At 73.5% G+C, this 20,832-nt stretch carries 21 protein-coding genes; 16 read left to right on the forward strand and 5 right to left on the reverse strand.

The features are described 5' to 3' along the window. Window positions 1-170 precede the first annotated feature (170 nt). The 4 genes from efeU to cyaB all read left to right on the forward strand — a co-directional run bounded on the left by efeU (window position 171) and on the right by cyaB (window position 4,447). Window positions 171-1,022: an iron uptake transporter permease EfeU gene (gene efeU, locus HTZ77_RS00175; protein ID WP_175587359.1), complete on the forward strand. Its 852-nt coding sequence runs from the start codon at window positions 171-173 to the stop codon at window positions 1,020-1,022. 115 nt (window positions 1,023-1,137) lie between these two features. Beyond that, a complete protein-coding gene (gene efeO / locus HTZ77_RS00180; protein ID WP_175587360.1) occupies window positions 1,138-2,295 on the forward strand; it encodes an iron uptake system protein EfeO in 1,158 nt (385 codons plus the stop codon). Window positions 2,296-2,318: 23 nt separating this feature from the next. Further along, on the forward strand, window positions 2,319-3,641 hold the full coding sequence (efeB, locus tag HTZ77_RS00185; RefSeq protein WP_205301973.1) for an iron uptake transporter deferrochelatase/peroxidase subunit: 1,323 nt from the start codon (window positions 2,319-2,321) through the stop codon (window positions 3,639-3,641). A gap of 251 nt (window positions 3,642-3,892) precedes the next feature. Beyond that, window positions 3,893-4,447, forward strand: coding sequence for a class IV adenylate cyclase (gene cyaB, locus HTZ77_RS00190; RefSeq protein WP_328808340.1), 555 nt, complete (start codon window positions 3,893-3,895; stop codon window positions 4,445-4,447). Window positions 4,448-4,666: 219 nt separating this feature from the next. Here cyaB and HTZ77_RS00195 read toward each other — a convergent pair whose 3' ends face one another. After that, window positions 4,667-5,191 (reverse strand): hypothetical protein, encoded by a 525-nt coding sequence (locus HTZ77_RS00195; protein WP_175587361.1) that lies wholly within the window; start codon window positions 5,189-5,191, stop codon window positions 4,667-4,669. On the opposite strand from HTZ77_RS00195, the gene HTZ77_RS00200 reads away from it, so the two are divergent. Together HTZ77_RS00200 and HTZ77_RS00205 are read left to right on the forward strand one after the other, a co-directional pair. Then, on the forward strand, window positions 5,184-5,756 hold the full coding sequence (locus tag HTZ77_RS00200; protein WP_175587362.1) for a hypothetical protein: 573 nt from the start codon (window positions 5,184-5,186) through the stop codon (window positions 5,754-5,756). The two genes, HTZ77_RS00195 and HTZ77_RS00200, sit on opposite strands and share 8 nt — an antisense overlap. Beyond that, the gene (locus tag HTZ77_RS00205) at window positions 5,753-6,256 is read left to right on the forward strand and encodes an NUDIX domain-containing protein (protein WP_175587363.1); all 504 of its coding nucleotides are present in this window, start codon (window positions 5,753-5,755) and stop codon (window positions 6,254-6,256) included. The genes HTZ77_RS00200 and HTZ77_RS00205 overlap by 4 nt, the downstream gene beginning before the upstream one ends. 83 nt (window positions 6,257-6,339) lie before the next feature. Here HTZ77_RS00205 and HTZ77_RS00210 read toward each other — a convergent pair whose 3' ends face one another. Next, a complete protein-coding gene (locus tag HTZ77_RS00210; protein WP_175587364.1) occupies window positions 6,340-6,504 on the reverse strand; it encodes a hypothetical protein in 165 nt (54 codons plus the stop codon). Window positions 6,505-6,657: 153 nt separating this feature from the next. Between HTZ77_RS00210 and HTZ77_RS00215 the strand changes: the two genes are divergently transcribed. Together HTZ77_RS00215 and HTZ77_RS00220 are read left to right on the forward strand one after the other, a co-directional pair. After that, window positions 6,658-7,155, forward strand: a complete 498-nt coding sequence (locus tag HTZ77_RS00215) for a hypothetical protein (RefSeq protein WP_175587365.1) — start codon at window positions 6,658-6,660, stop codon at window positions 7,153-7,155. A 178-nt stretch (window positions 7,156-7,333) separates the two neighbouring features. Further along, window positions 7,334-8,650, forward strand: coding sequence for an MFS transporter (locus tag HTZ77_RS00220; RefSeq protein ID WP_175587366.1), 1,317 nt, complete (start codon window positions 7,334-7,336; stop codon window positions 8,648-8,650). Window positions 8,651-8,705: 55 nt separating this feature from the next. Here HTZ77_RS00220 and HTZ77_RS47205 read toward each other — a convergent pair whose 3' ends face one another. Next, window positions 8,706-9,332, reverse strand: a complete 627-nt coding sequence (locus tag HTZ77_RS47205) for a CGNR zinc finger domain-containing protein (RefSeq protein ID WP_175587367.1) — start codon at window positions 9,330-9,332, stop codon at window positions 8,706-8,708. A 36-nt stretch (window positions 9,333-9,368) separates the two neighbouring features. On the opposite strand from HTZ77_RS47205, the gene HTZ77_RS00230 reads away from it, so the two are divergent. Continuing rightward, the gene (locus HTZ77_RS00230; protein WP_175587368.1) at window positions 9,369-10,262 is read left to right on the forward strand and encodes an arginase family protein; all 894 of its coding nucleotides are present in this window, start codon (window positions 9,369-9,371) and stop codon (window positions 10,260-10,262) included. Window positions 10,263-10,396: 134 nt separating this feature from the next. On the opposite strand, the gene HTZ77_RS00235 is transcribed toward HTZ77_RS00230, so the two are convergent. Then, on the reverse strand, window positions 10,397-11,596 hold the full coding sequence (locus tag HTZ77_RS00235) for an ROK family transcriptional regulator (protein ID WP_328808341.1): 1,200 nt from the start codon (window positions 11,594-11,596) through the stop codon (window positions 10,397-10,399). 79 nt (window positions 11,597-11,675) lie between these two features. Between HTZ77_RS00235 and xylA the strand changes: the two genes are divergently transcribed. The 5 genes from xylA (at window position 11,676) to HTZ77_RS00260 (ending at window position 15,913) form a co-directional block, all read left to right on the forward strand. Continuing rightward, window positions 11,676-12,839, forward strand: a complete 1,164-nt coding sequence (gene xylA / locus HTZ77_RS00240) for a xylose isomerase (protein WP_175587369.1) — start codon at window positions 11,676-11,678, stop codon at window positions 12,837-12,839. Beyond that, entirely contained in the window at window positions 12,836-13,579 is a 744-nt protein-coding gene (locus tag HTZ77_RS00245; RefSeq protein WP_175587370.1) for a sugar phosphate isomerase/epimerase family protein, read from the forward strand. The genes xylA and HTZ77_RS00245 overlap by 4 nt, the downstream gene beginning before the upstream one ends. Beyond that, a complete protein-coding gene (locus HTZ77_RS00250) occupies window positions 13,576-14,679 on the forward strand; it encodes a Gfo/Idh/MocA family protein (protein WP_175587371.1) in 1,104 nt (367 codons plus the stop codon). Before HTZ77_RS00245 ends, HTZ77_RS00250 begins: the two co-directional genes overlap by 4 nt. A 132-nt stretch (window positions 14,680-14,811) precedes the next feature. Continuing rightward, window positions 14,812-15,114, forward strand: coding sequence for a putative quinol monooxygenase (locus HTZ77_RS00255; protein WP_175587372.1), 303 nt, complete (start codon window positions 14,812-14,814; stop codon window positions 15,112-15,114). Window positions 15,115-15,160: 46 nt separating this feature from the next. Beyond that, a complete protein-coding gene (locus HTZ77_RS00260; RefSeq protein ID WP_175587373.1) occupies window positions 15,161-15,913 on the forward strand; it encodes a helix-turn-helix domain-containing protein in 753 nt (250 codons plus the stop codon). 8 nt (window positions 15,914-15,921) lie between these two features. On the opposite strand, the gene HTZ77_RS00265 is transcribed toward HTZ77_RS00260, so the two are convergent. Further along, the gene (locus HTZ77_RS00265; RefSeq protein WP_175587374.1) at window positions 15,922-17,862 is read right to left on the reverse strand and encodes a DUF4434 domain-containing protein; all 1,941 of its coding nucleotides are present in this window, start codon (window positions 17,860-17,862) and stop codon (window positions 15,922-15,924) included. Between the two features lie 150 nt (window positions 17,863-18,012). On the opposite strand from HTZ77_RS00265, the gene HTZ77_RS00270 reads away from it, so the two are divergent. Continuing rightward, window positions 18,013-18,768 carry a hypothetical protein gene (locus tag HTZ77_RS00270; RefSeq protein WP_175587375.1) on the forward strand — a complete coding sequence of 252 codons (756 nt, stop codon included), beginning with the start codon at window positions 18,013-18,015 and terminating at the stop codon, window positions 18,766-18,768. 39 nt (window positions 18,769-18,807) lie between these two features. Beyond that, window positions 18,808-20,820, forward strand: coding sequence for a DUF7824 domain-containing protein (locus HTZ77_RS00275; protein WP_175587376.1), 2,013 nt, complete (start codon window positions 18,808-18,810; stop codon window positions 20,818-20,820). The last annotated feature ends 12 nt before the right edge of the window (window positions 20,821-20,832 follow it).

Genomic DNA, 20,832 nt, shown 5'->3' on the forward strand with positions numbered 1-20,832 from the left:
GTTGGACGCGGTGAATTAGGCCACCATAGACGTTCGCCGGGCTGCGGTCATGACGCTGACCTGCGGCTGGACGCGACGCCGAGGGGGGCGTCAGAGCAGCCGCTTGCATTAGGTAGGCTCCACCTGCCCTAATTTAGGTAAGCCTTTCCTACGCCGCTGCGGGAGTGACCGTGTTCGCCAGCTACCTGATCGGACTACGTGAAGGACTGGAGGCGACCCTCGTCGTCTCGGTCCTCATCGCGTTCCTCGTCAAGAGCGACCGCAAGGAAAGGCTCCCGCAGGTGTGGGCCGGCGTCGGCTGCGCGGTCGCGCTGTCCGTGGGCTTCGGGGCGCTGCTCACCTTCACCGCCGCCCACCTCGGCCACACCGGGCAGGAGCTGTTCGACGCGATCACCTCGCTCCTGGCCGTCGTGTTCGTGACCTGGATGATCTTCTGGATGCGCCGCGCCGCCCGCGCGCTCTCCGGCGAGCTGAGGGGCAAGCTCACCGACGCCCTCCAGATGGGCTCCCTGGCCGTCGTCGTCATGGCGTTCCTCGCCGTCGCCCGCGAGGGCCTGGAGACGGCGCTGCTGTTCTTCGCCTCGGTGCAGGGCGCCACCGCCACCGCCGCGCCGCTGACCGGCATCACCCTGGGCCTGCTCACCTCCGTGCTCATCGGCTGGGGCCTCTACCGCAGCGCCCTGCGGATCAACCTCACCAAGTTCTTCACCTGGACGGGGCTGCTGCTCATCCTCGTCGCGGCCGGCATCTTCAAGTACGGAGTCCACGACCTGCAGGAGGCCGGCGTGCTGCCCGGGCTCACGACGTACGCCTTCGACGTCAGCGCGGTCGTCCCGGCCGACTCCTGGTACGGGGCGCTGCTGGCCGGCACCCTCAACCTCACGCCGCAGCCCAGCGTCCTCGAAGCCCTCGCCTGGCTGCTCTACGTTGTTCCCACGCTCTTCCTGTTCCTCCGTCCGCAGCGCACGAGGACGACGCCCACGCCGGCGTCCGCCTCCCCCGCCCCCCGGCCCTCCGCCTGACCATGCCCACCCGACCGAACACCGCCCGACCGAACACTGGCCGATCGAACACCGCCCGATCGAACACTGGCCGATCGAACACCGCCCGGAGAGTCGCAGTCCGATGAGGAACACCATGCGCATCAGCACCCCCCGCGCCCGCTACGCCCTGGGGCCGGCCGCCGGCGTGCTGGCCCTGCTCTGCCTGGCCGCCTGCGGCTCCGGTGAGCAGGCCACGACCGGCGCCGCCGCCCCGGGCAAGCCTGGCAAGATCACCGTGGCCGCGTCCGACACCGAGTGCAAGGTGGCCGCCACCGAGGTCGCGGCCGGCACCAGCACGTTCGCGATCACCAACGGCGGCAGCAAGGTCACCGAGTTCTACGTGTACGCACCGGGCGACCGGGTCATGGCCGAGGTGGAGAACATCGTGCCCGGCCTGACCCGCGAGGTGGTCGCCGAGCTGCCCGCCGGCGCGTACGAGACGGCCTGCAAGCCCGGCATGGTGGGCAAGGGCATCCGCAACCCGCTCAAGGTGACCGGCGAGCACAAGCCGCTGACCAAGGACGCCAAGCTGGCCGGGGCGACCGCCGAGTACAAGCGCTACGTCAAGTCGCAGAGCGACACGCTGCTGGTCAAGACGCAGGAGTTCGTGGACGCGGTCAAGGGCGGCGACATCGCCAAGGCCAAGGAGCTCTACCCGGTGTCCCGTACGTACTGGGAGCGGATCGAGCCGGTGGCGGAGATCTTCGGCGACCTCGACCCCGCCATCGACGCCCGCGAGGCCGACCTCGCCCAGGGCGAGGAGTGGACCGGCTTCCACCGCATCGAGAAGGACCTCTGGATCAACAAGGACGTCGCCAAGGACGGCCCGATCGCCGACAAGCTGATCGCCGACGTCAAGACCATCGTCGCCAAGGCCAACGCGACCGAGCTGACCCCGCTCAACCTCGCCAACGGCGCCAAGGAGCTGCTCGACGAGGTCGCCACCGGGAAGATCACCGGTGAGGAGGACATCTGGTCCCACACCGACCTGTGGGACTTCGACGCCAACGTCGAAGGCTCCAAGGCGGCCGTGCAGGCGCTCCGGCCGGTCCTGGAGGAGCGGGCTCCGGACCTGGTCAAGACGCTCGACGAGAAGTTCGCGGCGGCCGAGGCGGCCCTGGCCGTCCACCAGAAGGGCGACGGCTGGAAGGCGCACAACGAGCTGTCCAAGGAGGAGCTGAAGAAGCTCTCGGACGCCATCAACGCGCTCGGGGAGCCGATCAGCAAGATCGCCCCGATCGTGGCGAAGTGACGGCCGGACGGAGAGGCGTGACGATGAACGAGCACGGCGACCAGACGGAGCACGGGCCCCAGGCGGAGCGCGGCGGTCCGGCGGAGCGCGGCGACCTCGCGGAGCGCGGCGGGCGGATGAGCCGCAGGAAGCTGTTCGGGCTGGGCGCGGCGGGCGTCGCGGCCGTGGGGGCGGGCGCCGTCGCGACCCGCTCCCTCCTGGAGGAGCCGGTGGCCCAGGCCGCCTCCACCTCCGACCCCGTCCCCTTCTACGGCGAGCACCAGGCCGGCATCGTCACCCCGGCCCAGGACCGGCTGCACTTCGTCGCCTTCGACGTGACCACCGACAAGCGGGCCGAGCTGGCCGAGCTGCTGCAGGAGTGGACCGCCGCGGCGGCCCGCCTGACCCAGGGCAAGGACGCGGGCACGTTCGGGGCGGTCGGCGGCTCGCCGGAGGCGGCGCCGGACGACACGGGCGAGGCGCTCGGCCTGCCCGCCTCGGGGCTGACGCTGACGATCGGGTTCGGGGCGTCGCTGTTCGACGACCGGTTCGGGCTGGCGTCCCGGCGGCCGGCGGCGCTGGCCGACCTGCCGAAGTTCCCCGGCGAGCAGCTCGTGCCCGAGATCTCCGGCGGCGACATCTGCGTGCAGGCGTGCGCCCACGACCCGCAGGTCGCGGTCCACGCCATCCGCAACCTCGCCCGCATCGGGTTCGGCAAGGTGTCGGTGAAGTGGTCGCAGCTCGGCTTCGGCCGCACGTCGTCCACCTCGCGCGCCCAGGCCACGCCGCGCAACCTCATGGGCTTCAAGGACGGCACCAACAACATGAAGCTGGAGGACGCCCAGCTCCTGCGCGACCACCTGTGGGCGTCGGGCAACGACTGGATGGCCGGCGGCACGTACATGGTGACGCGCAAGATCCGGATGACCATCGAGACGTGGGACCGCACCTCCCTGTCCGAGCAGGAGGCCATCTTCGGCCGCGACAAGGGGGCGGGCGCGCCGCTGGGCAGGAAGGCCGAGTTCGACACGCCCGACTTCAACGCCACGGGGCCCGACGGCCAGCCGTACATCAAGGCCGACGCCCACGTCCGGCTCGCCCACCCGAGCCACAACGGCAACGCCCACCTGCTACGGCGCGGCTACAACTACGTGGACGGCTCCGACGGCCTCGGGCGGCTCGACGCGGGCCTGTTCTTCATCGCCTACCAGCGCGACCCGCGCACCGCGTTCGTCCCGGTGCAGACGAACCTGGCCAAGCACGACGCGCTGAACGAGTACATCAAGCACGTGTCGAGCGGGCTGTTCGCCTGCCCGCCGGGGGTGCGCGACGCGGGCGACTACTGGGGCCGCGCCCTGTTCGCCTGACGCTTCCTAGGGCCTGAGCTCAAAGGCAAGGCCCTCGAAGGGACGCGCTTCGCGCGACTCGACTCGGACTGTGTTGTGTGGGGGAGCCGAGCTCCCCCGCACCCCCTTGGCAAGGGGCCTCCCGGCCCCCTGCACCCCCGAGCGTTGACCACGTCCCAGAAGATGCCTGCCCCGAACGACCGGAGAACTGCTCCATGCGCCGCGGCCCACGTCGCTAGGCTCTGTGGTTGGCGACGGACGGGGAGACTGGCGTGGCAGCTGGGATACGGGAGATCGAGGTCAAGTATCGGGTGGATGACCTCACGGCGCTGGAGGAGGCGCTGACCGCGCGGGGAGCGATACTCTCAGCCCCGGTCCGTCAGGATGACCAGGCATACGCCCGGAGCGGCTGGGCCTACGGCCAGTCGAAGATCAGCGTGACCTTCTTGCGGCTGCGGACGCAGGAGGGCCGGCATCTGTTCACGTTGAAGAAGCCGCTGGACAACGCGATGGCGTGTCTGGAGCACGAGACTGAGATCGCGGATCGCGAGCAGATGCATGACGTGATCGTCGCGATGGGTTTCCACCCCACGGTGCGCATCGTGAAGTCGAGACGGAGCGCGCGGCTGGACGAGGTGACCGTCTGCGTGGACGAGGTCGAGCACGCGGGCGTGTTCGTCGAGTTCGAGCGGACGGTGGCGGGTGAGGTAGCCGGCATCGGGGTGCAGCGGGAGCTGGACGTGCTGGCGCGTTCACTCGGGGTGGGCCTGGAGCGGACGACGGACACCTACGATTCGCTGGTGCGCGCCGCGTTGGCGCCGGCCTAGAACAGCTCGATCGTCTCAGGACCGGAAGGATCGTCGCAGGGAAGCCGGGCCGCGTCGAGGTCGAGGTCGACGCGGATGCAGGTTGCGCCGTTCGGTGATCTGCACGAGGGCTCTGCGTTGGTCTCCTGGTACCGAGGTGCGGAAGTAGCAAGAGCTGGCGCGGGTGTCGACGATCAGTCGCTTCACGGTGGTCCTCTCGCATGGGTGGGGAGTGTCCGGTCAGGCCGGAGGCTGGGATGGCGCCGGCGAGATGGTGTGCTGTACGTCTGGCGCACCGAGATCGATGACGTCGGCGCCGGTGCGCACGACCCACACAGGTCGGGTGCGGGCGTAGGCGCCCAGTGCGAGGGCGAGCTTCGGCTCCGTGCCGAACCGGGCGCCCGCGTGTCGGTCACGGGCGAAGGCGATGAAGGCGTCATCGAGGCGTACCCGGCCTTCGAGAAGCATCAGGCTTGCCGTCCCATGGCGTGCTTGTAGCTTCCGCGCGGCGGCCGGGCCGGGCTTCTCCACCAGATCGATCATGCGTGGAGCACCCTGCGGGCCAGGTGTGGTGACGATGACGCCGCGCCGCTCTGCCAGCTCGGGCTCGTAGTCGCGGGCGAGCACCGCCACACCTTCGGGCGCCCGCTGCAACGCAGTCAGGACATTGCACGAGGGATAGAGGTTGTCGCCGAACACCACGTACGTTGCGTCGTCTCCGGCGGTGTCGGAATGGCCGGCGAGGTGTTCGGCGCCGTTGAGCAATGAGGTCGGCCACGGAGGCGACGCTGCCCGGCTCGCACGCGCAGCCCGATCCGGAGCCGGACGGGCCGCCCCCCATACGCTCCTGGCCCGGCTCGCGGTCGTCGAAGCCCGAGGTTGGGGGCTCGCCGGCGACCACCGCGAGGCCCGCGCCGCCATCCGCCGCGCCGACCGCGCCATCAGCCGCTCCGTTCCCGCCACCGACCCGGAATGGCTGGCCACCTTCACCCCCGCCCACCACGCCGGATCCGTGATGCACGCCCTGCGCGATCTCGGCCTGCACGATGAGGCCGCTAGACACGCCGAGCTGGCCCTCGACCTGCCGGCCTCCAACGTGCGAACCCTGGCGCTTCACCAGACCCTCCTGGCCACCGTTCACGCAGCTCAGGGTGACCTCGAAGCCGCCTGCGCCACCGCAAGCAAGGCCCTCACCGCACACCCACATCTGGCGTCGGCCCGACTTCGCACCCGCCTACGCGACTTCGCCCGGCGCCTCAAACCCCACCAGGACGTACGATGCGTCCGCGACTACACCGAGCACGCCAGGGAACTTCTCACCACACCATGACGAATCACCCGGCAAGTAACCGCCGACCGACCTTCGTCGAGCCGGAGATCTACTACGCCCAACTCGCCGCGGTGCATATCGCCACCGGCGCGCTCATCACCGACCCAGCCGGCCGCGTGCTCATCGTCAAACCCAACTATCGGCCGCACTGGCTGATCCCGGGTGGCATGGTCGACGACGGTGAACCACCCCATGAAGCGTGCGCCCGCGAGTTGAAGGAGGAACTCGGCGTCCACGTCGGCGTCGAGCGACTGCTGGTCGTCGACTGGGCCCCCGCCTACGGCGCCCGGACACGTCCGATCCTGTATTTGCTGTTCGATGCCGGTGATCTGCACGACACTCGCATTCGGTTGCAGCACGACGAACTCGACGACTACGCGTTCGTTGACCCGGAAAAGGCCGAAGCCCATCTCGCGCCAGGCGTCGCGGCTCGCGTACCCGCCGCACTGAAGGCCCGGACGGCGGGGACAACGATTTACCTACCGGGCGCCGGGGGTTAGCCGGCCGAGGTGACAGCCACCGCGCCGTCCTCCCCACGAAGGCCGCCAAGGGTCGCGGGGAGGACGGCTGCCGGATGAGTCGGTCAGATGTGCTCGGCCGGGTTCGCCGGGAGGTAGAAGTTCCAGCTCCCGTGTCCCTCGTGCGCGCCGCCCCCGGCGCAGTGCCCGTTGTCGGGCCGGCCGTTCCACCAGAGGCAGTAGCACTTGTTGCAGAACCGCCAGTTGTCCTGTTGCGTCGTCGGCGCCATGTCCCCTCCTGCGATGTCGAGGCCGGCGTGCTGTCCGGCCACAGCCAGTGTCGGGCGAGACGCAGAGCGTGCGTATCCCCAGAATTGGGGGGATGACGCCGCCCCGACTTCGTGCCTGCCTCGACAGCGGAAGATCATCGGCACAATGTCGGCATGGGTGGATCAAGTGCGCTCGGATCACGCTGGGCCGCGGGCGTGACCGGGCTGTCCTACGCGGGGGCCGTGTCCTGGCTGACCTGGCTCATCGTCTCCGGCCCCCTCAGCTACGGACTGAAGGGATCGCTGACGATGCTGATGATGGCCCTCCCCTCGTCCCTCCTCGCGATGCCCAGCGCGACCTGGATCGAGGGCACGCTGGCGGGCGGGAGCTTCTCCCCTGCCTGGGAGAGCGTCTTCCTGGCCGCTCCGGGGATCGCGCAGGCGGTCGCGCTGGCCGCCATGCTGGGGCAGCGCCTCACCCGGGTCCCGGGGCTGGTCATCGGGTGGTTGCTGACCGTCGACGTGGCCTTCTGCGGATGGACGATCGCCTACGACGAGTGGGCGCCGCGGGGTCCGTACGGCTGGCTCATCCTGGTGTGCGGGGCGGGCATGGCGGCGGGGCTGGTGGCGGCACGCTTCACCGCGGGCCGTGAGGATTCGGCGATCGCGTGACGCCTTCAAGGGATGCCCGGCCTCGTGTTAACGTCGTGTCCATGATTCACCCTCGTGCCTAGAGACCGGCTCACGCGTCGCCCGTTCACCATGGGCTCGACGCGCAGCGGTCTCCCCTAGGTCCGCAGCGTCCTTCGCCGCACACGCGGCCTGACGCTGCCTTTCACGAGGTCTTCTCATGTCGTCTCCCTCAGCGGCGTCCTACCACGCCGTTCTCCGGGCTCCTCTCGCCGGCCGAACCTTCGTCTCCGCGCTGGTCGGGCGGCTTTCCTACGGAATCGTCTTCCTGTCGCTGGTCCTGGCCGTCACCCGGGCCACCGGTTCCTACACCATGGCCGGCACCGCGATGGCGCTGTTCGGTCTGGCCAGTTCCTTGCTGTCCCCGCTCCGCGCGCTGCTGATCGACAGGTACGGGATTCGCCGGGCCCTCCCTCCGATGGCCGCCGCGTACGCCCTGCTGCTCAGCCTGGTCGCCGTCCTGACCTGGCGGCCGGGGACGCCCGGCGCCGTGCTGTGGCTGTTCGCCGGCCTCACGGGGGCGTTCACTCCGCCGCTCGGCCCCGTCATGCGCACGCTGTGGCGCGACCTGCTTCCCGAGGGCCCGCTCCTACGACGCGCCTACTCCCTCGACACCGTCGCGGAAGAACTGCTCTACGTCATCGGGCCGCTGATCGCGGGGGTGCTGACGGGACTGGCGCATCCCTCCTTGGGGATCGCGCTGAGCGCGGGGCTGGTGACGGGCGGCTCCTTGGCGCTGGCGTTCTCGCCCGCCACACGTCCCCCCGCCGCACCTCCGCCCGCCGAGCGTCCGGCCGTATCCGGAAGGTCGCGGGCGGCGGCCGAGGTGCCTGCCGTCTCTCAACCGGTCGATGACGGGCGGACCGTAGGGCGGCGGAGTCCGGTCGCGGGCGCCACTGGCCTGCGGCGGCCCATCGTGGTCGCCGGCGGCGTCGGCATGTGCCTGGGCGCGCTGAGCTTGCTCATCGTGGCCTTCGCCGAACGGCACGGCCAGCTCGCCGCGGTGGCCTGGGTCGAGGCCGCGCTGGCCACCGGAAGCGCCGTCGGCGGCCTGGCCTACGGCGCGGTGTCGTGGCGGCTCGGCCTGGAACGCTGGCTTCCCCTGCTGGCGACGGCGTTGGCCCTGTCCCTGGCCGCCGCCGGGTTCGCCCCGGACATGGTCGCGCTGTCCTTGCTGGTCGGCGTCGCCGGGCTGTTCGTCTCCCCCGTTCTCACCACGGCGTACATGCTGGCGGACGAGGTCGCGGACCCCGGCTCCAGGACGCAGGCCGGCGCGTGGGTCAACACGGCGTTCAACACGGGGCACTCGGCGGGCTCCGCCTCCGTGGGGCTGCTCATCGGACGCCACGCCCTGGCCACGTGCTTCGTGGCCGGCGCGCTGCCGTCCCTCCTCGGCGCGCTCGCGGGGCTGGGGAAGGCTCGTCGTCCTGCCCGGCTCTCGACGCGGGAGGCCGCGGTGCCCGACGTCAAGCAGTGACCGCGGCAGGGATCCGCGCCGGCTGAGGCGCCATGGGAGCGCTGAGGGGCGGCGGTCACGAGCGGTGGCGGGCGCGGGAGGCGGCGGCGTGGGCGCGGTTGGCGCAGCGGGTCGAGCAGAACTGGCGCCGGCCCGGGCGGCTGCGGTCCACGAACGCGTCCCGGCACGGGGCGGCGGCGCACATCCGCACCCGTTCCCAGTCGCCCTCCGCCGCCAGGTCGAGCAGCTCCTGCACGGCCCGCACGGCCAGACGGCCGGGGAGCGAGGCGCCGGGAACGGCGGCCAGCCGCAGCCGGGGGACGCCGTCCGCCTCCTCGACGGCGGGTCGCAGCGGCAGCTCGGCCGTCCAGCGCGCGAGCGCCTGTGAACGGTCCGCGGGATCGGCTCCGGACAGAACGGCCCGGAGCCGATCCCGCACCGCCCGGACCTCCACCAGATCCGCCGCATCTCCCCGATCCGCAACCTTCTCCGGACCCGCGCCGCCACCGTCCTCAGCGCCGCCACTGTCCTCAGCGCCGCCACCGTCCTCAGCGCCGCCATCGTCGTCCGACGTCACCGACAGCTCGGCGCAGAAGCGGCGCAGCGCCGCCGCGTCCGGCAGCCGTTCCGGTTCGTCCAGGTACGCGTCCCAGGTGTTGGCCAGGTCCAGCGCCACCAGACCCGTCTCCGCGAAAACCCGCATTCCGCCATCCCATCATCCCGTGCTACCGTCAGGAGTATGAGCAGTATAACCACTGACAGAGTTCTGGCCGTCCTCGACGCTCCCTCCAACCTCGGCCTGCGCCCGCCCGCGCCGGACACCGTCCCCGGCTGCTACAAGGCCCCATGGGCGCTGCGCGACGCCGGGCTGCTCCAGCGGCTGGGCGCGAGCGACGCCGGAGCCGTCGTGCCGCCCCGGTACGTGGCCACCTGGCAGCCCGGCGACGGCGTGCGCAACGGCCAGGCCATCGCCGCCTACACGCGCAGGCTGGCCGAGCGCATCGCCGCGCTGCGGGGCGAGGGGCGGTTCCCCGTGGTCCTGGGCGGCGACTGCTCGATCGTGCTCGGGGCCGCGCTGGCGCTGCGGCGCGAGGGCCGGTACGGGCTGGCGTACCTCGACGCGCACTCCGACTTCCGCCACCTGGGCAACTCGCCGCACGTCGGCGCGGCGGCCGGGGAGGACCTGGCGCTGGTGACCGGGCGTGGCGACGGCTATCTGACCGACATCGACGGCCTGCGGCCGTACGTGCGGGACGAGGACGTGATCGTGCTCGGGGTGCGGGACGACGAGGATCTGCGGGACGTCGCGGACTCCGGCCTCGCGTACGTGCCCGCCGCCGAGGTGCCCGCCCGGGGCGAGGAGGCGGCGGCGGCCGTGCTGGCGCGGGAGGAGCTCGACGGGTTCTGGATCCACGTGGACGCCGACGTGCTCGACTCGTCCGTGCTGTCGGCCGTCGACTCGCCCGCCCCCGGCGGACTGTCCGCCGACGAGCTGGTGCGGTTGCTGCGCGGCCTGCTCCGGCTGCCCGGGGCGGCCGGCTTCCAGGTGACGATCCTCGACCCCGACCTGGACGAGGACGGGTCGCAGGCCGCCCTGCTCGCCGACGTCATCGTCCGCGCCCTGGCCACCTGACGCCGGGATCCGGGTCGGCGCGGGCTCAGAGAGCCAGGACGCCCGCCGGGTCGGCGCGGGCTCAGAGAGCCACGACGCCCGCCGGGTCGGCGCGGGGTCAGAGGGCCAGGGCGCCCGCCCGGGGACGGCGCGGGTCAGAGGGCGAGGACGCCCGCCGGGTCGGCGATCACCCGCTGCATGGCCAGGCCCGCTGCCCCCAGGACCGCCGCGTCGGCGCCGATCGCCGACATCGCCACCCGCGGCGGCGTGCGCCGCATCTGCCGCAGCCGCGCCGACAGCACGTCGGACACGGGCCGCTCCAACCAGGGGAACAGCCGCGCGAACACCCCGCCCAGCACGATCGTCCCCGGGTCGAGCAGGTGGACCGCCGAGGTGAGGGCCAGGCCGAGCGCCTCGCCCGCCTGGCCGGCCGCCGCGAGGGCCGCGCGGTCGCCCGCCTCCAGCAGCGACACGAGCCCGTCGATCGAGGCCGAGGCGGCGGGCAGCGCGGCGGCGGCGCCCGGCATGGCCGCCACCCGGCCGCGCATCGGGACCACGGCCCCGAGCAGCGCGTCCTGCCCCGCGTACACCTCCAGGCAGCCGCGGCCGCCGCAGCGGCAGGCGGGCCCGTCGGGCACGACGACGACGTGCCCCAGCTCGCCGGCCAGCCCGTACGTGCCGCGGAACAGCGACCCGTCCACCACCAGCCCGGCCCCGATGCCGATCTCGCCCGAGACGTACAGGAAGTCGGTCTCCCCGGAGCCGAACCACAGCTCGCCGAGCGCCGCGAGGTTGGCCTCGTTGTCGACCTCGCAGGCCAGGTCGTGCAGGCCGAGCTGGGCCGCCACCCCGATGTCGCGCCAGCCGAGGTGGGGCGCGTTGCGCAGCAGGCCGTCCTGGACGGGGCCCGGCACGGCCAGGGCGGCGCCCGTGATGCGCAGCCCGGCGCGCTCGGCGTCGGCGACGGCCTGGCCGGCCAGTTCGCGCAGGTCGGCGAGGATGGCCTCGGGGCGGGAGCCGCGGTTGTCGGCCGGGCGGACACGGCGGACGCGCACGGTGCGGGTGAGGTCCACGACGCAGGCGGCCAGGTAGTCGACGTTGATCTCCAGGCCGAGCGTGGCGATCCGGTGGCCGCTGACGCTCACGGCGACGCCGGGACGGCCGCGCTCGCCGTCGCGGACGGCGCCGTTCTCGACGACGACCCCGGCGTCGAGCAGGTCGGAGACCAGCTTCGACACGGTCGTCTTGGTCAGCCCGGTCAGCTCGGCCAGGGCGGCCCTCGTGAGCGGGCCCGCCGCGCGGATCTCACCGAGCACGACGGCGAGATTGCGGGCGCGCATGGAATCGTGCCGCACGCCTCTTGACGATGCCACATCTGCCTCCGAGGATTATGTGCAGATTGTGGACTTAATCCTAGAGCGGCGAGAGGGCACCATGAGCTCGTTCATCCCCACCCCCGAGGATCGCTTCACATTCGGCCTGTGGACGGTCGGGTGGCAGGCTCGTGATCCGTTCGGAGACGCCAGCCGGCCCGCGCTCGACCCCGTGGAGACCGTACACCGCCTGGCGGAGCTCGGCGCCTACGGCGTCACCTTCCACGACGACGACCTGCTCGCCGTGGAGCCCGACCGGGACAAGGCCGTCGAGGCGTTCCGCAAGGCGCTGGGCGAGACCGGGATGAAGGTCCCCATGGCCACCACGAACCTCTTCACGCACCCCGTCTTCCGCGACGGCGCGTTCACCAGCAACGACCGCGACGTCCGCCGGCACGCGCTCCGCAAGGTCATGCGCAACATCGACCTGGCCGCCTCGCTGGGCGCCCGGACGTACGTGTGCTGGGGCGGGCGCGAGGGCGCCGAGTCCGACGCCGCCAAGGACGTGCGCGCGGCCCTCGCCCGCTACAAGGAGGCCCTCGACCTGCTCAGCCAGTACGTCATCGACCAGGGCTACGAGCTGCGCTTCGCCATCGAGCCCAAGCCGAACGAGCCGCGCGGCGACATCCTGCTGCCGACCATCGGGCACGCGCTCGCGTTCATCAACGAGCTGGAGCACCCCGAGATGGTGGGCCTCAACCCCGAGGTCGGGCACGAGCAGATGGCCGGCCTGAACTTCGTTCACGGCATCGCGCAGGCCCTCTGGCACGGCAAGCTCTTCCACATCGACCTGAACGGCCAGCACGGCCCGAAGTACGACCAGGACCTGGTGTTCGGCCACGGCGACGTCAAGAGCGCGTTCTTCCTGGTGGACCTGCTGGAGCACGGCGGCTACGACGGGCCGCGCCACTTCGACTACAAGCCGCTGCGCACCGAGGACCCCGACGACGTGTGGGTGTCGGCCGCCGCGAACATGCGCACGTACCTCATCCTGCGGGAGAAGGCGCGCGCCTTCCGCGCCGACCCGGAGGTCCAGCGGGCGCTGGTCGCCTCCCGCGTGGACCAGCTCGCCGTGCCCACGCTGGCGCCCGGCGAGACGCTCGCCGACCTGGCCGCCGAGGAGTTCGACCCGGAGGCGGCGGCCGAGCGCGGCTACCACTTCACCCATCTCAACCAGCTCGCGCTGGAGCACCTGCTCGGCGTGCGCGGCGGGGCGGCGGCATGACGAACCCCCTCGCCTTACAGCTCTACACCGTCCGCGACCAGCTCGCCGCCGACCGCGACGGGGTGCTGGGCCGCGTCGCCGGGCTCGGGTACGGCGCCGTGGAGCCGTTCGACCCGACCACCGACCCCGAGGGGTTCCGCCGGGTGGCGGACGACCTCGGGCTGTCCGTGCCGATCACGCACGCGTACGCGCTGCTGGACCAGGAACCGGCGAAGGTGTTCGACGCGATCGCCACGGTCGGCGCGGAGCTGGCGGTCATCCCGGGCGGCGTCCCGCACGAGGAGTTCACCACCCGCGACGGCCTGGCCCGCACCGCCGACCTGCTGAACGGCCTGGCCGGGCGGGCCGCCGCCCATGGCGTGCGGATCGGCTACCACAACCACTGGTGGGAGATCGAACCGCGCTTCGGCGAGCGGCACGCGCTGGAGGAGCTGGCCGGGCTGCTGGCGCCGGAGGTGTTCCTGGAGGTGGACACGTACTGGGCGGCGGTCGGCGGCGCGGACGTGCCCGCGCTGCTGGGCCGCCTCGGCGACCGGGTGCTCGCGCTGCACGTCAAGGACGGGCCCGGCGACAAGGAGTCGCCGCACACGGCGGTCGGCGCGGGCGTCATGCCGGTGCCGGACGTCCTGGCCGCGGCGCCCGGCGCGTGGCGGATCGTGGAGCTGGACCACTGCGCGGGCGACGTGTTCGAGGCCCTGGCGGCCAGCCGGGGCCACCTGAACTCCCTGGAGGGCGTGTGAACGGCGGGCCGGTCGGGGTGGCCGTGGTGGGCGCGGGTGTGATCAGCGGTCAGTACCTGGGCAACCTCACGGCCTTCCCCGACGTACGGGTGCTGGGCGTCGCCGACCTGGACGAGGCGCGCGCGGCGGAGGTCGCCGAGCGTTACGGCGTGCCCGTCTCGGGCGGCCTGGACGCGGTGCTGGCGCTGCCCGAGGTGGAGATCGTCGTCAACCTCACCGTCCCGGCCGCGCACGCCGCCGTGGCGCTGGCCTGCTTACGGGCCGGCAAGCACGTGTACGGCGAGAAGCCGCTGGCGCTGGACGCCGAGGAGGCGGCCAAGGTGCTGGCCCTGGCCGCCGACCTCGGACTGCGGGTGGGCAACGCCCCGGACACGTTCCTCGGCGCCGGCATCCAGTCGGCCCTGCGGGCGCTGCGCTCCGGCCTCGTCGGCGAACCGCTCGCGGTCAGGGCCGCGACCCAGAACCTCGGCCCGGAGTCGTGGCACCCGAGCCCCGAGTTCTTCTACCAGCCGGGCGGCGGGCCGCTGTTCGACCTCGGTCCGTACTACCTGACCACGCTGACCGCCCTGCTCGGCCCGGCCGCCCGGGTTGCGGCGACCACCCGCAGGGCGCGCGCCGAGCGGGTCGTCGGGTCGGGGCCGAAGGCGGGAACGGTGTTCCCGGTGGAGGTGCCGACGCACGTGGAGGCCCTGATCGACTTCACGGGCGGCGCGGGCGCGGCGGCGACGTTCAGCTTCGACTCGCCGGTCAACAGGCGGCTCATCGAGATCGTCGGCACCGAGGGCGCGCTGTCGCTGCCCGACCCCAACACCTTCGAGGGGCCGCTGCTGGCCCGCGGGCTCCACGACATGGACTGGCGGGAGCTGCCGGTGGAGGGCACGGTCGCGGGGCGCGGCATCGGCGTCCTCGATCTCGCCCGGTCGCTCCGCGCGGGCGTCCCGCACCGGGCGTCGGGCGAGCTGGCGCTGCACGTCCTGGAGATCATGACGGCCGTCACGGAGTCGGGTGAGCGCGGCGAGTTCCGCCGGGTCCGCTCCGCGCCGGCCGTGCCGGAGCCCCTCCCGCCGGACTGGGACCCCCATGCCGCGACCCTGACCTGACCGTCCCGATGCGGACGACGTGGCCGTTGGAAGCGTGAACGCGTCCGGCTGACGGAAGCCGGCCGGACCAGGTCGTTGCGAGGATCGGGACATCACCTCGCGGCAGTCGCCGCCCCGATCCAGGAGATTCTCATGATCATTGCCATGGTCGACTTCGACACCGCCGCCTCCGACCGGGCGGCGGCCCTGGCCCACCTCGACAGCGACAGCGACCTGGTGCGCGCGATGCCGGGCAACCTCTCCTACCGCGTGTTCGCCTCGCGGGAGGACGAGACCCGGGTGACCGTGACCCACGAGTGGGACGACGAGGAGTCGTTCGACGGCTACCTGAAGTCCGACGTCTTCGCGCGCGCCGGCGCGGTGCTCCGGCCGATGATGACCGGGTCGCCGGTGAGCCGGCGCTTCCGGGCGGAGCCGATGGAGATCGCCGCCTGACCGGCGTCATGGCGGCTCCCTACGATGGGCTCATGCGAGAGCGCGGATGACCCGGAAGGCGTACAGCTTCGTCCGCACGTTCCCGCGGGAGCCCGCCCGCGAGTTCACGATGGACCGCCACTACCTGCTCTGCGCCTCGGCCGGCGCCCTCCGGCTGGAGGCGCGGGGTCAGGCGTGGCTGCTGCCGCCGGCCCGGGCCGCGCTCATCGCGGCGGGCACGACGATACAGGTGAGCGTCCCGCAGCCGGTCACGACCGCGTCGGTGCTGTTCGACACCGGATTCGTCCCGGCCCCGCCGACGCCGCTGACCGTGTTCGACCTGAGTCCCCTGGCCCGCGCGCTGGTGACCGAGTGCGGCGCCTGGCGCGAGAGCGACGAACCTCTTCCGGCGTACGCCGAGACGCTCTTCACCGCGCTGGCCGCGGTGAGCCGGCGGCTCGCCGAACAGCCGAGCCCCGTCGTCGTCCCGGCGGGGCGGTCACCCGAACTGCGCCGGGCGCTGCGGCTGACCGAGCAGCGGCTCGGGAGCGACATCAGCTTCGAGGACGTGGCGGCCGAGGTGGGGCTGGCGCCCCGGTCGCTGGCCCGACGCTTCGAGGACGAGACCGGCATGACCTGGCGGGCGGTCCTGCGCCGGATGCGGGTGCTGCGCGCGATCGAGGAGCTGGCCGCGGGTGACACCCCGATCACCGAGATCGCCTTCACGGTCGGCTACACCTCGCTGTCGGCGTTCAACGCCGCGTTCCGGCAACTGACCGCGCGCACGCCCACGGAGTACCGGGCCAGCTTCCGGCCCTGAACCTGCCGCTACCGGAAAGTGAAGCCGGCGCTGCTGGTACGGCCCGCGCCGTTCACGGCCGTGACCATGAGCCAGGGCCGGTCGGGGTCGATCCCGGCCGGGTCGAAGGGCGCCCGCACCGTCTCCCTGGCCACCCCGCCCGACCGGCCGTCCCGGCCCTGGCCGCCGCCGTCCCGCGCGTCGCCTCCGGGCTCGGGGGTGCCGCCTCGACCGTTGGCCGCAGGCTCGGGGGTGAGGGTGACCGTCTTCACCACTCCCCCGGCCTCCTGGTAGGTCACCCGCAGTGTGCCGCCGCCGAGGTTGAGCCCCCGTACCTCGATGCCGTCGCGCCCTCCCACCGTCCGCCGCGTCGCGCTCATGACGAGGGGGTCGTTCCACCCGGCAGTGATCGCGTCCGCGAGCGACGGCGCGCCGGGCCGGTCCCGGCAGGTCAGGAACGGGTCCCAGCCGTACGCGATGATCTTGGTAGCGTACCGGCCGACGGCCATGACCTGCCGGTCCACCCGGCTCTTCGTGGCGCGCCCGCGCAGCGGCAGCGGGTCGGTCCTGCCGCACTCGCCCGCGACCGGGGTGGGCTCGAAGACCTCGACGTTCACCCACAGCTCGGCGCCGGGCCCGGCGCGGCGCGCGGCGGCCGCGACGTAGTCGGCGGTCGAGCCGTAGTACGCCTCCCGGTACGGCACCGCCCCCGTCACCGGCACGAGCCGGGCGTCCACCGGGTCGCCGTCCTGGCCGGCCCCGTACACCGGCACCTTGCCGACGCCCCGGCCGTCCTGGATGGCGATGGCCATGGGCAGGCCGGCCCGCGTGGCCGCGATGTCGGCGAAGCCCTCACCCACCACGCCCGGCGGGAAGCCCCGCGACCGGCGCGCGTCCCAGTACGGGCTCACCACGATCGTCCGGTCCGGCAGCACGGCGGCGGCCACCGCGTGCTGCGCCCGGTAGAGCGCGAGCACCGGGTCGCGTGGCCCGCGCTCGCGCATGGCCAGTTCGAACGACTGATACACGCCCGCCAGCGCCGGTGACGCGCCGAACCGCTCCCGGTAGCCGGTCAGCACCCGCTCGGTGAAGGCGTTCAGCGCGCCGGTGGAGGCGGCGTCGGGCTGCCACGGCTTGGCCGGGTCCTGCGGCGCGGCAGGCAGCCCCGGGTACACCCGCATCCCGTACGCGGCGGCCTCCTCCAGCAGGTTGCCGACGCCGTCGCCGTCCGCCGCGACGAGCACCAGGTCGTACGGACCCGCCTGGCAGGACGGCCCGAGCAGCAGCCGGTAGTAGACGCGTCCCCCGCTGTCGATCCGCCGGTCGAGCCCGGGGCAGCGCAGGGCGCCGGGGCCGAGACTCTCGCTGGTCACGTACGTGAAGACGCGGCGGATCTCCTGACCGCGGGCCGCGTCGCGGGCGGCCACGTAGCACGGCCGCCCCTGCTCGACGCAGCCCGCGAACACGGGGTCGAGCCGCCGGCCGGGCCCTCCGCCGGCCGGAGCACGGCCCTCATCGCTCTCGTGCGCGGCAGGTGCCCGTCCCGTGTCCGCCTCGCCGCTCTCCCGCGCGCCAGGTCCCCGTCCCGTGTCCGCCTCGCCGCTCTCGTCGGCGACCGGGGTGCGGCCCGCGCCGCCGCGCTCGGCGGCGAGCACGCGGCCCGCGCCGTCCACCCGGGCGGCGGCGAAGCGGGGGCCGAACGTGATGATCGTGTCGCCTCCGGCGGCGTGGATCGCCTGCAGGGTCCGCCGCGTGTCGCACCGGTCGGCGCGGGGCTCCATCCAGTAGCCACTGATCGCGTACGGGGCGGTCACGCGGGTGTCGCGAGGCGGGCAGCCGGGAGCGCCGGTCCTGGGCGCGGCGCCGAGCCCCCATATCAGGCCGGCCGCCGCCACCACCGCCACGGCCGCGCAGACCCCCATCGCCTGGAGGACGAACCGAGTCCGGTGCCGCACCGCCAGCACTGCCACCCCGCATCCCGCCGCGCCCCTCCGCGTCGCCCGCCGCGCCGAGGTCGCCCATCACCCTATCCACAACAGGGTTCCCGGAATTGTCGGCGGGCTCTGCCACGATCGCGATCACCTCACCCCCCGAGATCACCTCACCCCCCAAGGAGAGTCATGCAAGCGAACGACGCCGCCTGGCCGCCGGTGCGCGACCTCATCGCGGCCGGCGACGTGCCCGCGCTGGTGGAGACCCTCAAGGCGCTGGACGAGCCGGCCCGGCGGGAGGTGGCGCGCGAGCTGCCCGGGTACGTCGCCGAGGTCCGGCGGATCGTGTGGGACGAGGTGGCCGCCCACGACGCGCGGGCCGACCGCGCCAGGAAGGAGCGGCAGGACGAGCTGGCGCGCCTGTACGCGGCCGGAGAGCTGAGCGAACACCAGTACAACATGGCCTACTCCATGACGTGGGAGGACGGCTACGAGGACGAGGAGGTCAGGCCCGCGACCGACCGCTGGATCGAGCCCATGCGGGTGGCGGGGGCGGCGACGATCGGGGGCGCGGCGGCGGTGGCCGCCTGGGTGACCCGGCGCGAGTTCGACCTCTGGATCGACTCGCCCATGGAGCTGGAGCGGACGCTGGAGCCGGTCCTGGAGGTGGTCGCCGCCCGGCCCGACGCCTGGCAGGCCGATCTCGCGGTGCGGCTGGCCCTCCGCGTCCGGGCCCGGCGGCGTCCGCTGCGGGCCGATCGGGTGCTGGAGCTGGCGCTGGCCCTGCTGCGGCGCACCGGCGCGACTCCGCCCGAGCACGATCCGCTGGTCATGGGGTGGGCGCGGCAGGCGCCGAGGCCGGGCGACCCGCTGACCCGGCACCTGGTGCCGCGGCTGTTCGAGGCCGAGGGGGTCGGGCGGGTGCTGCGTGACGACCGCACGTAGCTGGGGCGGCTGACCAGGCTCGCGGCCCGTGACCGGTCGATGCGCGAGATGCTGCTCGACGGGTGCCGGCGCCGGTTCCTGCGCGGCGGCGAGGGGCCGGACCTGCGGTTCTTCGTACGGCTGCACGAGGAGCTGAAGCCGACGCCGGCCGAGGTCGCGCCGCACGCGCGCGACTACCTGCGCCTGCTGCCGGCCGCGCCGGGCCCGGTGGCCGAGCCGGCCCTGCGGCACGTGCGGGACCTGGACGGTCTCGCGCCGGAGGACGTGGCCGAGGCGCTGGAAGGGCTGGTGTTCCGGGCCGAGGGCGGGCTGGCCCGCGCCGGGCTGGCCTGGCTGGCCGAGCTGGTCAAGCAGGCTCCCGAGCGGGCCGGCGACCTCGTGCCGGTCCTGGCCACGGCCCTCGGTCACCAGGCGTGGGCCGTGCAGGACCGGGCGGTGCGCGTCGCGGTACGGCACGCCGGCCGCTTCCCCGCGGACGCGGTCGCGACCCTGCGCGACAGCGCGGGCGAGCTGCCGCCGGACCTGCGCAACCGGATGGCCGCGGCCTTCGGCGGCGAGACGGTCCCGGAGCCGGAACACGTCTCCGAGGGCCGGGAGGACGAGCCCGTCCCCGCGACGCTGCCCGTACCGCCTCGCCCTGTCCCGGCCGTGGCGCCGCCCGGCGACACCCGGAGCCTGGCCGCGATGGCGCTCGACGAGGACGGGGCGTCGGCCGAGCGGTCGCTGGCGGCGTTCGTGCGGCTGGCCGCCCGGGACCGGGACGCGCTGCGGGCGGCGCTCATGCCGCTGGCCCGGCAGGACGACTGGGGGCTGCGTGAGGGCGAATGGCGCGGGCACGACATCTGGATGCGCGCCTTCGCCGTCGAGCTGGCGGGCCCGGGACTGCCGTACGAGAGCCTCCGGACGCTGGCGCTGAAGGCGGCCGCGTTCCTGAACGGGACGTCGCCCGAGACCGGGCAGCCCGACCGGGTGCCCGAGCCGTCGCGCGCGTCGCCGTTCCACCGCTTCATCCTGCGGCGGTACGCGGAGATCCACGCCGCGCTGGCGGCGGGGACGCTGCCGCCGCTGCTGCTGGCCACGCCCAGCCTGTCCACGGGCCACCTCGATCCCGCCGACCTGGTGGCGCGGCTTGAGGAGCTGGAGGCCGCCGGTCGCGAGCCGCTGCCCGCCGACTTCCAGCAGGCGTTGCTGCGGCTGCCCCGCGCCGTGGACCCGGCCGTGGCCGAGCGCGCCGGGGCCCTCACCTCCGCGGCGGGCCGGCGCGCGGCGCGCTGGATGCGGGAGGGCGGCCTGCCCGACCCCGTCGTCCGGGTCACCCGGCTGGGCGAGGGCGAGGGGCCCCGGAAGGTGGGCTGGATGACGACGACCGTCGAGGCCGCGGCCACCGGCCTGCCGCTCGTCGACGAGCTGCTGACCGACCAGCCCCGGCACGTCCACTACGTCTTCGACGGCCACCTGGGCGACATGATGGAGCGCTGGCCCGCGGTCATGCCGTCCCATCGGGAGGTGGTCGCCGCCCATCTGGTCGGCCACGAGCCCCTGCAGATCAGGTGGATGCCGTCGTCCGTGCCGGAGCTGCTGGCCGACGCCTCCGGTCCGGCCGGGCGGGCCCTCGCCCTGCTGCTCGCGCAGCGGATCCTCCCCTGGGCGTGGATCCATGACGGCTCGGGGCCGGCGCTGCGGGCGCTGCGGCGGATCGCGGCGTCCGGCGAGCTGCCGGCCGAGGAGCTGGGCGGGTGGCTGGCGGAGCGGGTGCTGCGCGGCGAGGTCAAGACGCGTGACCTGGCCGCCCTGCTGGAGGCGGAGGCGCTGAACGGCGCTCACCACGACGTGTTGTGCGTGCTCACCACGGCGCTGCCGCCGCTGCTGCCCGGCCCGGGCGCGCGGGCGACGAAGGCCGACACCGAGCTGGTCGCCCTGGCCGAGCGGACGGCCCGCTGGTCCGGCGCGCGGGGACGGCATCCGGAGCTGGCGGCGTTCGCCGCGCGCAAGGGCACGGCGCGCGTCCTCCGCCTGGCCCGCGACCTGGACGCCCACCTCACCCGCCCGTAGCGCCCCCTCAAG

This window comes from Nonomuraea montanisoli, from assembly GCF_013363975.1.
Classification (GTDB): Bacteria; Actinomycetota; Actinomycetes; order Streptosporangiales; family Streptosporangiaceae; genus Nonomuraea; species Nonomuraea montanisoli.

Excerpts from the sequence above, each read along its gene's own strand:
- efeO (WP_175587360.1), top strand. The coding sequence starts at position 1,138 with ATGCGCATCAGCACCCCCCGCGCCCGCTACGCCCTGGGGCCGGCCGCC.
- efeB (WP_205301973.1), top strand. The coding sequence starts at position 2,319 with ATGAACGAGCACGGCGACCAGACGGAGCACGGGCCCCAGGCGGAGCGC.
- HTZ77_RS00205 (WP_175587363.1), top strand. The coding sequence starts at position 5,753 with ATGACGAATCACCCGGCAAGTAACCGCCGACCGACCTTCGTCGAGCCG.
- HTZ77_RS00210 (WP_175587364.1), bottom strand. The coding sequence starts at position 6,504 with ATGGCGCCGACGACGCAACAGGACAACTGGCGGTTCTGCAACAAGTGC.
- HTZ77_RS00215 (WP_175587365.1), top strand. The coding sequence starts at position 6,658 with ATGGGTGGATCAAGTGCGCTCGGATCACGCTGGGCCGCGGGCGTGACC.
- HTZ77_RS00220 (WP_175587366.1), top strand. The coding sequence starts at position 7,334 with ATGTCGTCTCCCTCAGCGGCGTCCTACCACGCCGTTCTCCGGGCTCCT.
- HTZ77_RS47205 (WP_175587367.1), bottom strand. The coding sequence starts at position 9,332 with ATGCGGGTTTTCGCGGAGACGGGTCTGGTGGCGCTGGACCTGGCCAAC.
- HTZ77_RS00230 (WP_175587368.1), top strand. The coding sequence starts at position 9,369 with ATGAGCAGTATAACCACTGACAGAGTTCTGGCCGTCCTCGACGCTCCC.
- xylA (WP_175587369.1), top strand. The coding sequence starts at position 11,676 with ATGAGCTCGTTCATCCCCACCCCCGAGGATCGCTTCACATTCGGCCTG.
- HTZ77_RS00245 (WP_175587370.1), top strand. The coding sequence starts at position 12,836 with ATGACGAACCCCCTCGCCTTACAGCTCTACACCGTCCGCGACCAGCTC.
- HTZ77_RS00255 (WP_175587372.1), top strand. The coding sequence starts at position 14,812 with ATGATCATTGCCATGGTCGACTTCGACACCGCCGCCTCCGACCGGGCG.
- HTZ77_RS00260 (WP_175587373.1), top strand. The coding sequence starts at position 15,161 with ATGACCCGGAAGGCGTACAGCTTCGTCCGCACGTTCCCGCGGGAGCCC.
- HTZ77_RS00270 (WP_175587375.1), top strand. The coding sequence starts at position 18,013 with ATGCAAGCGAACGACGCCGCCTGGCCGCCGGTGCGCGACCTCATCGCG.
- HTZ77_RS00275 (WP_175587376.1), top strand. The coding sequence starts at position 18,808 with ATGCGCGAGATGCTGCTCGACGGGTGCCGGCGCCGGTTCCTGCGCGGC.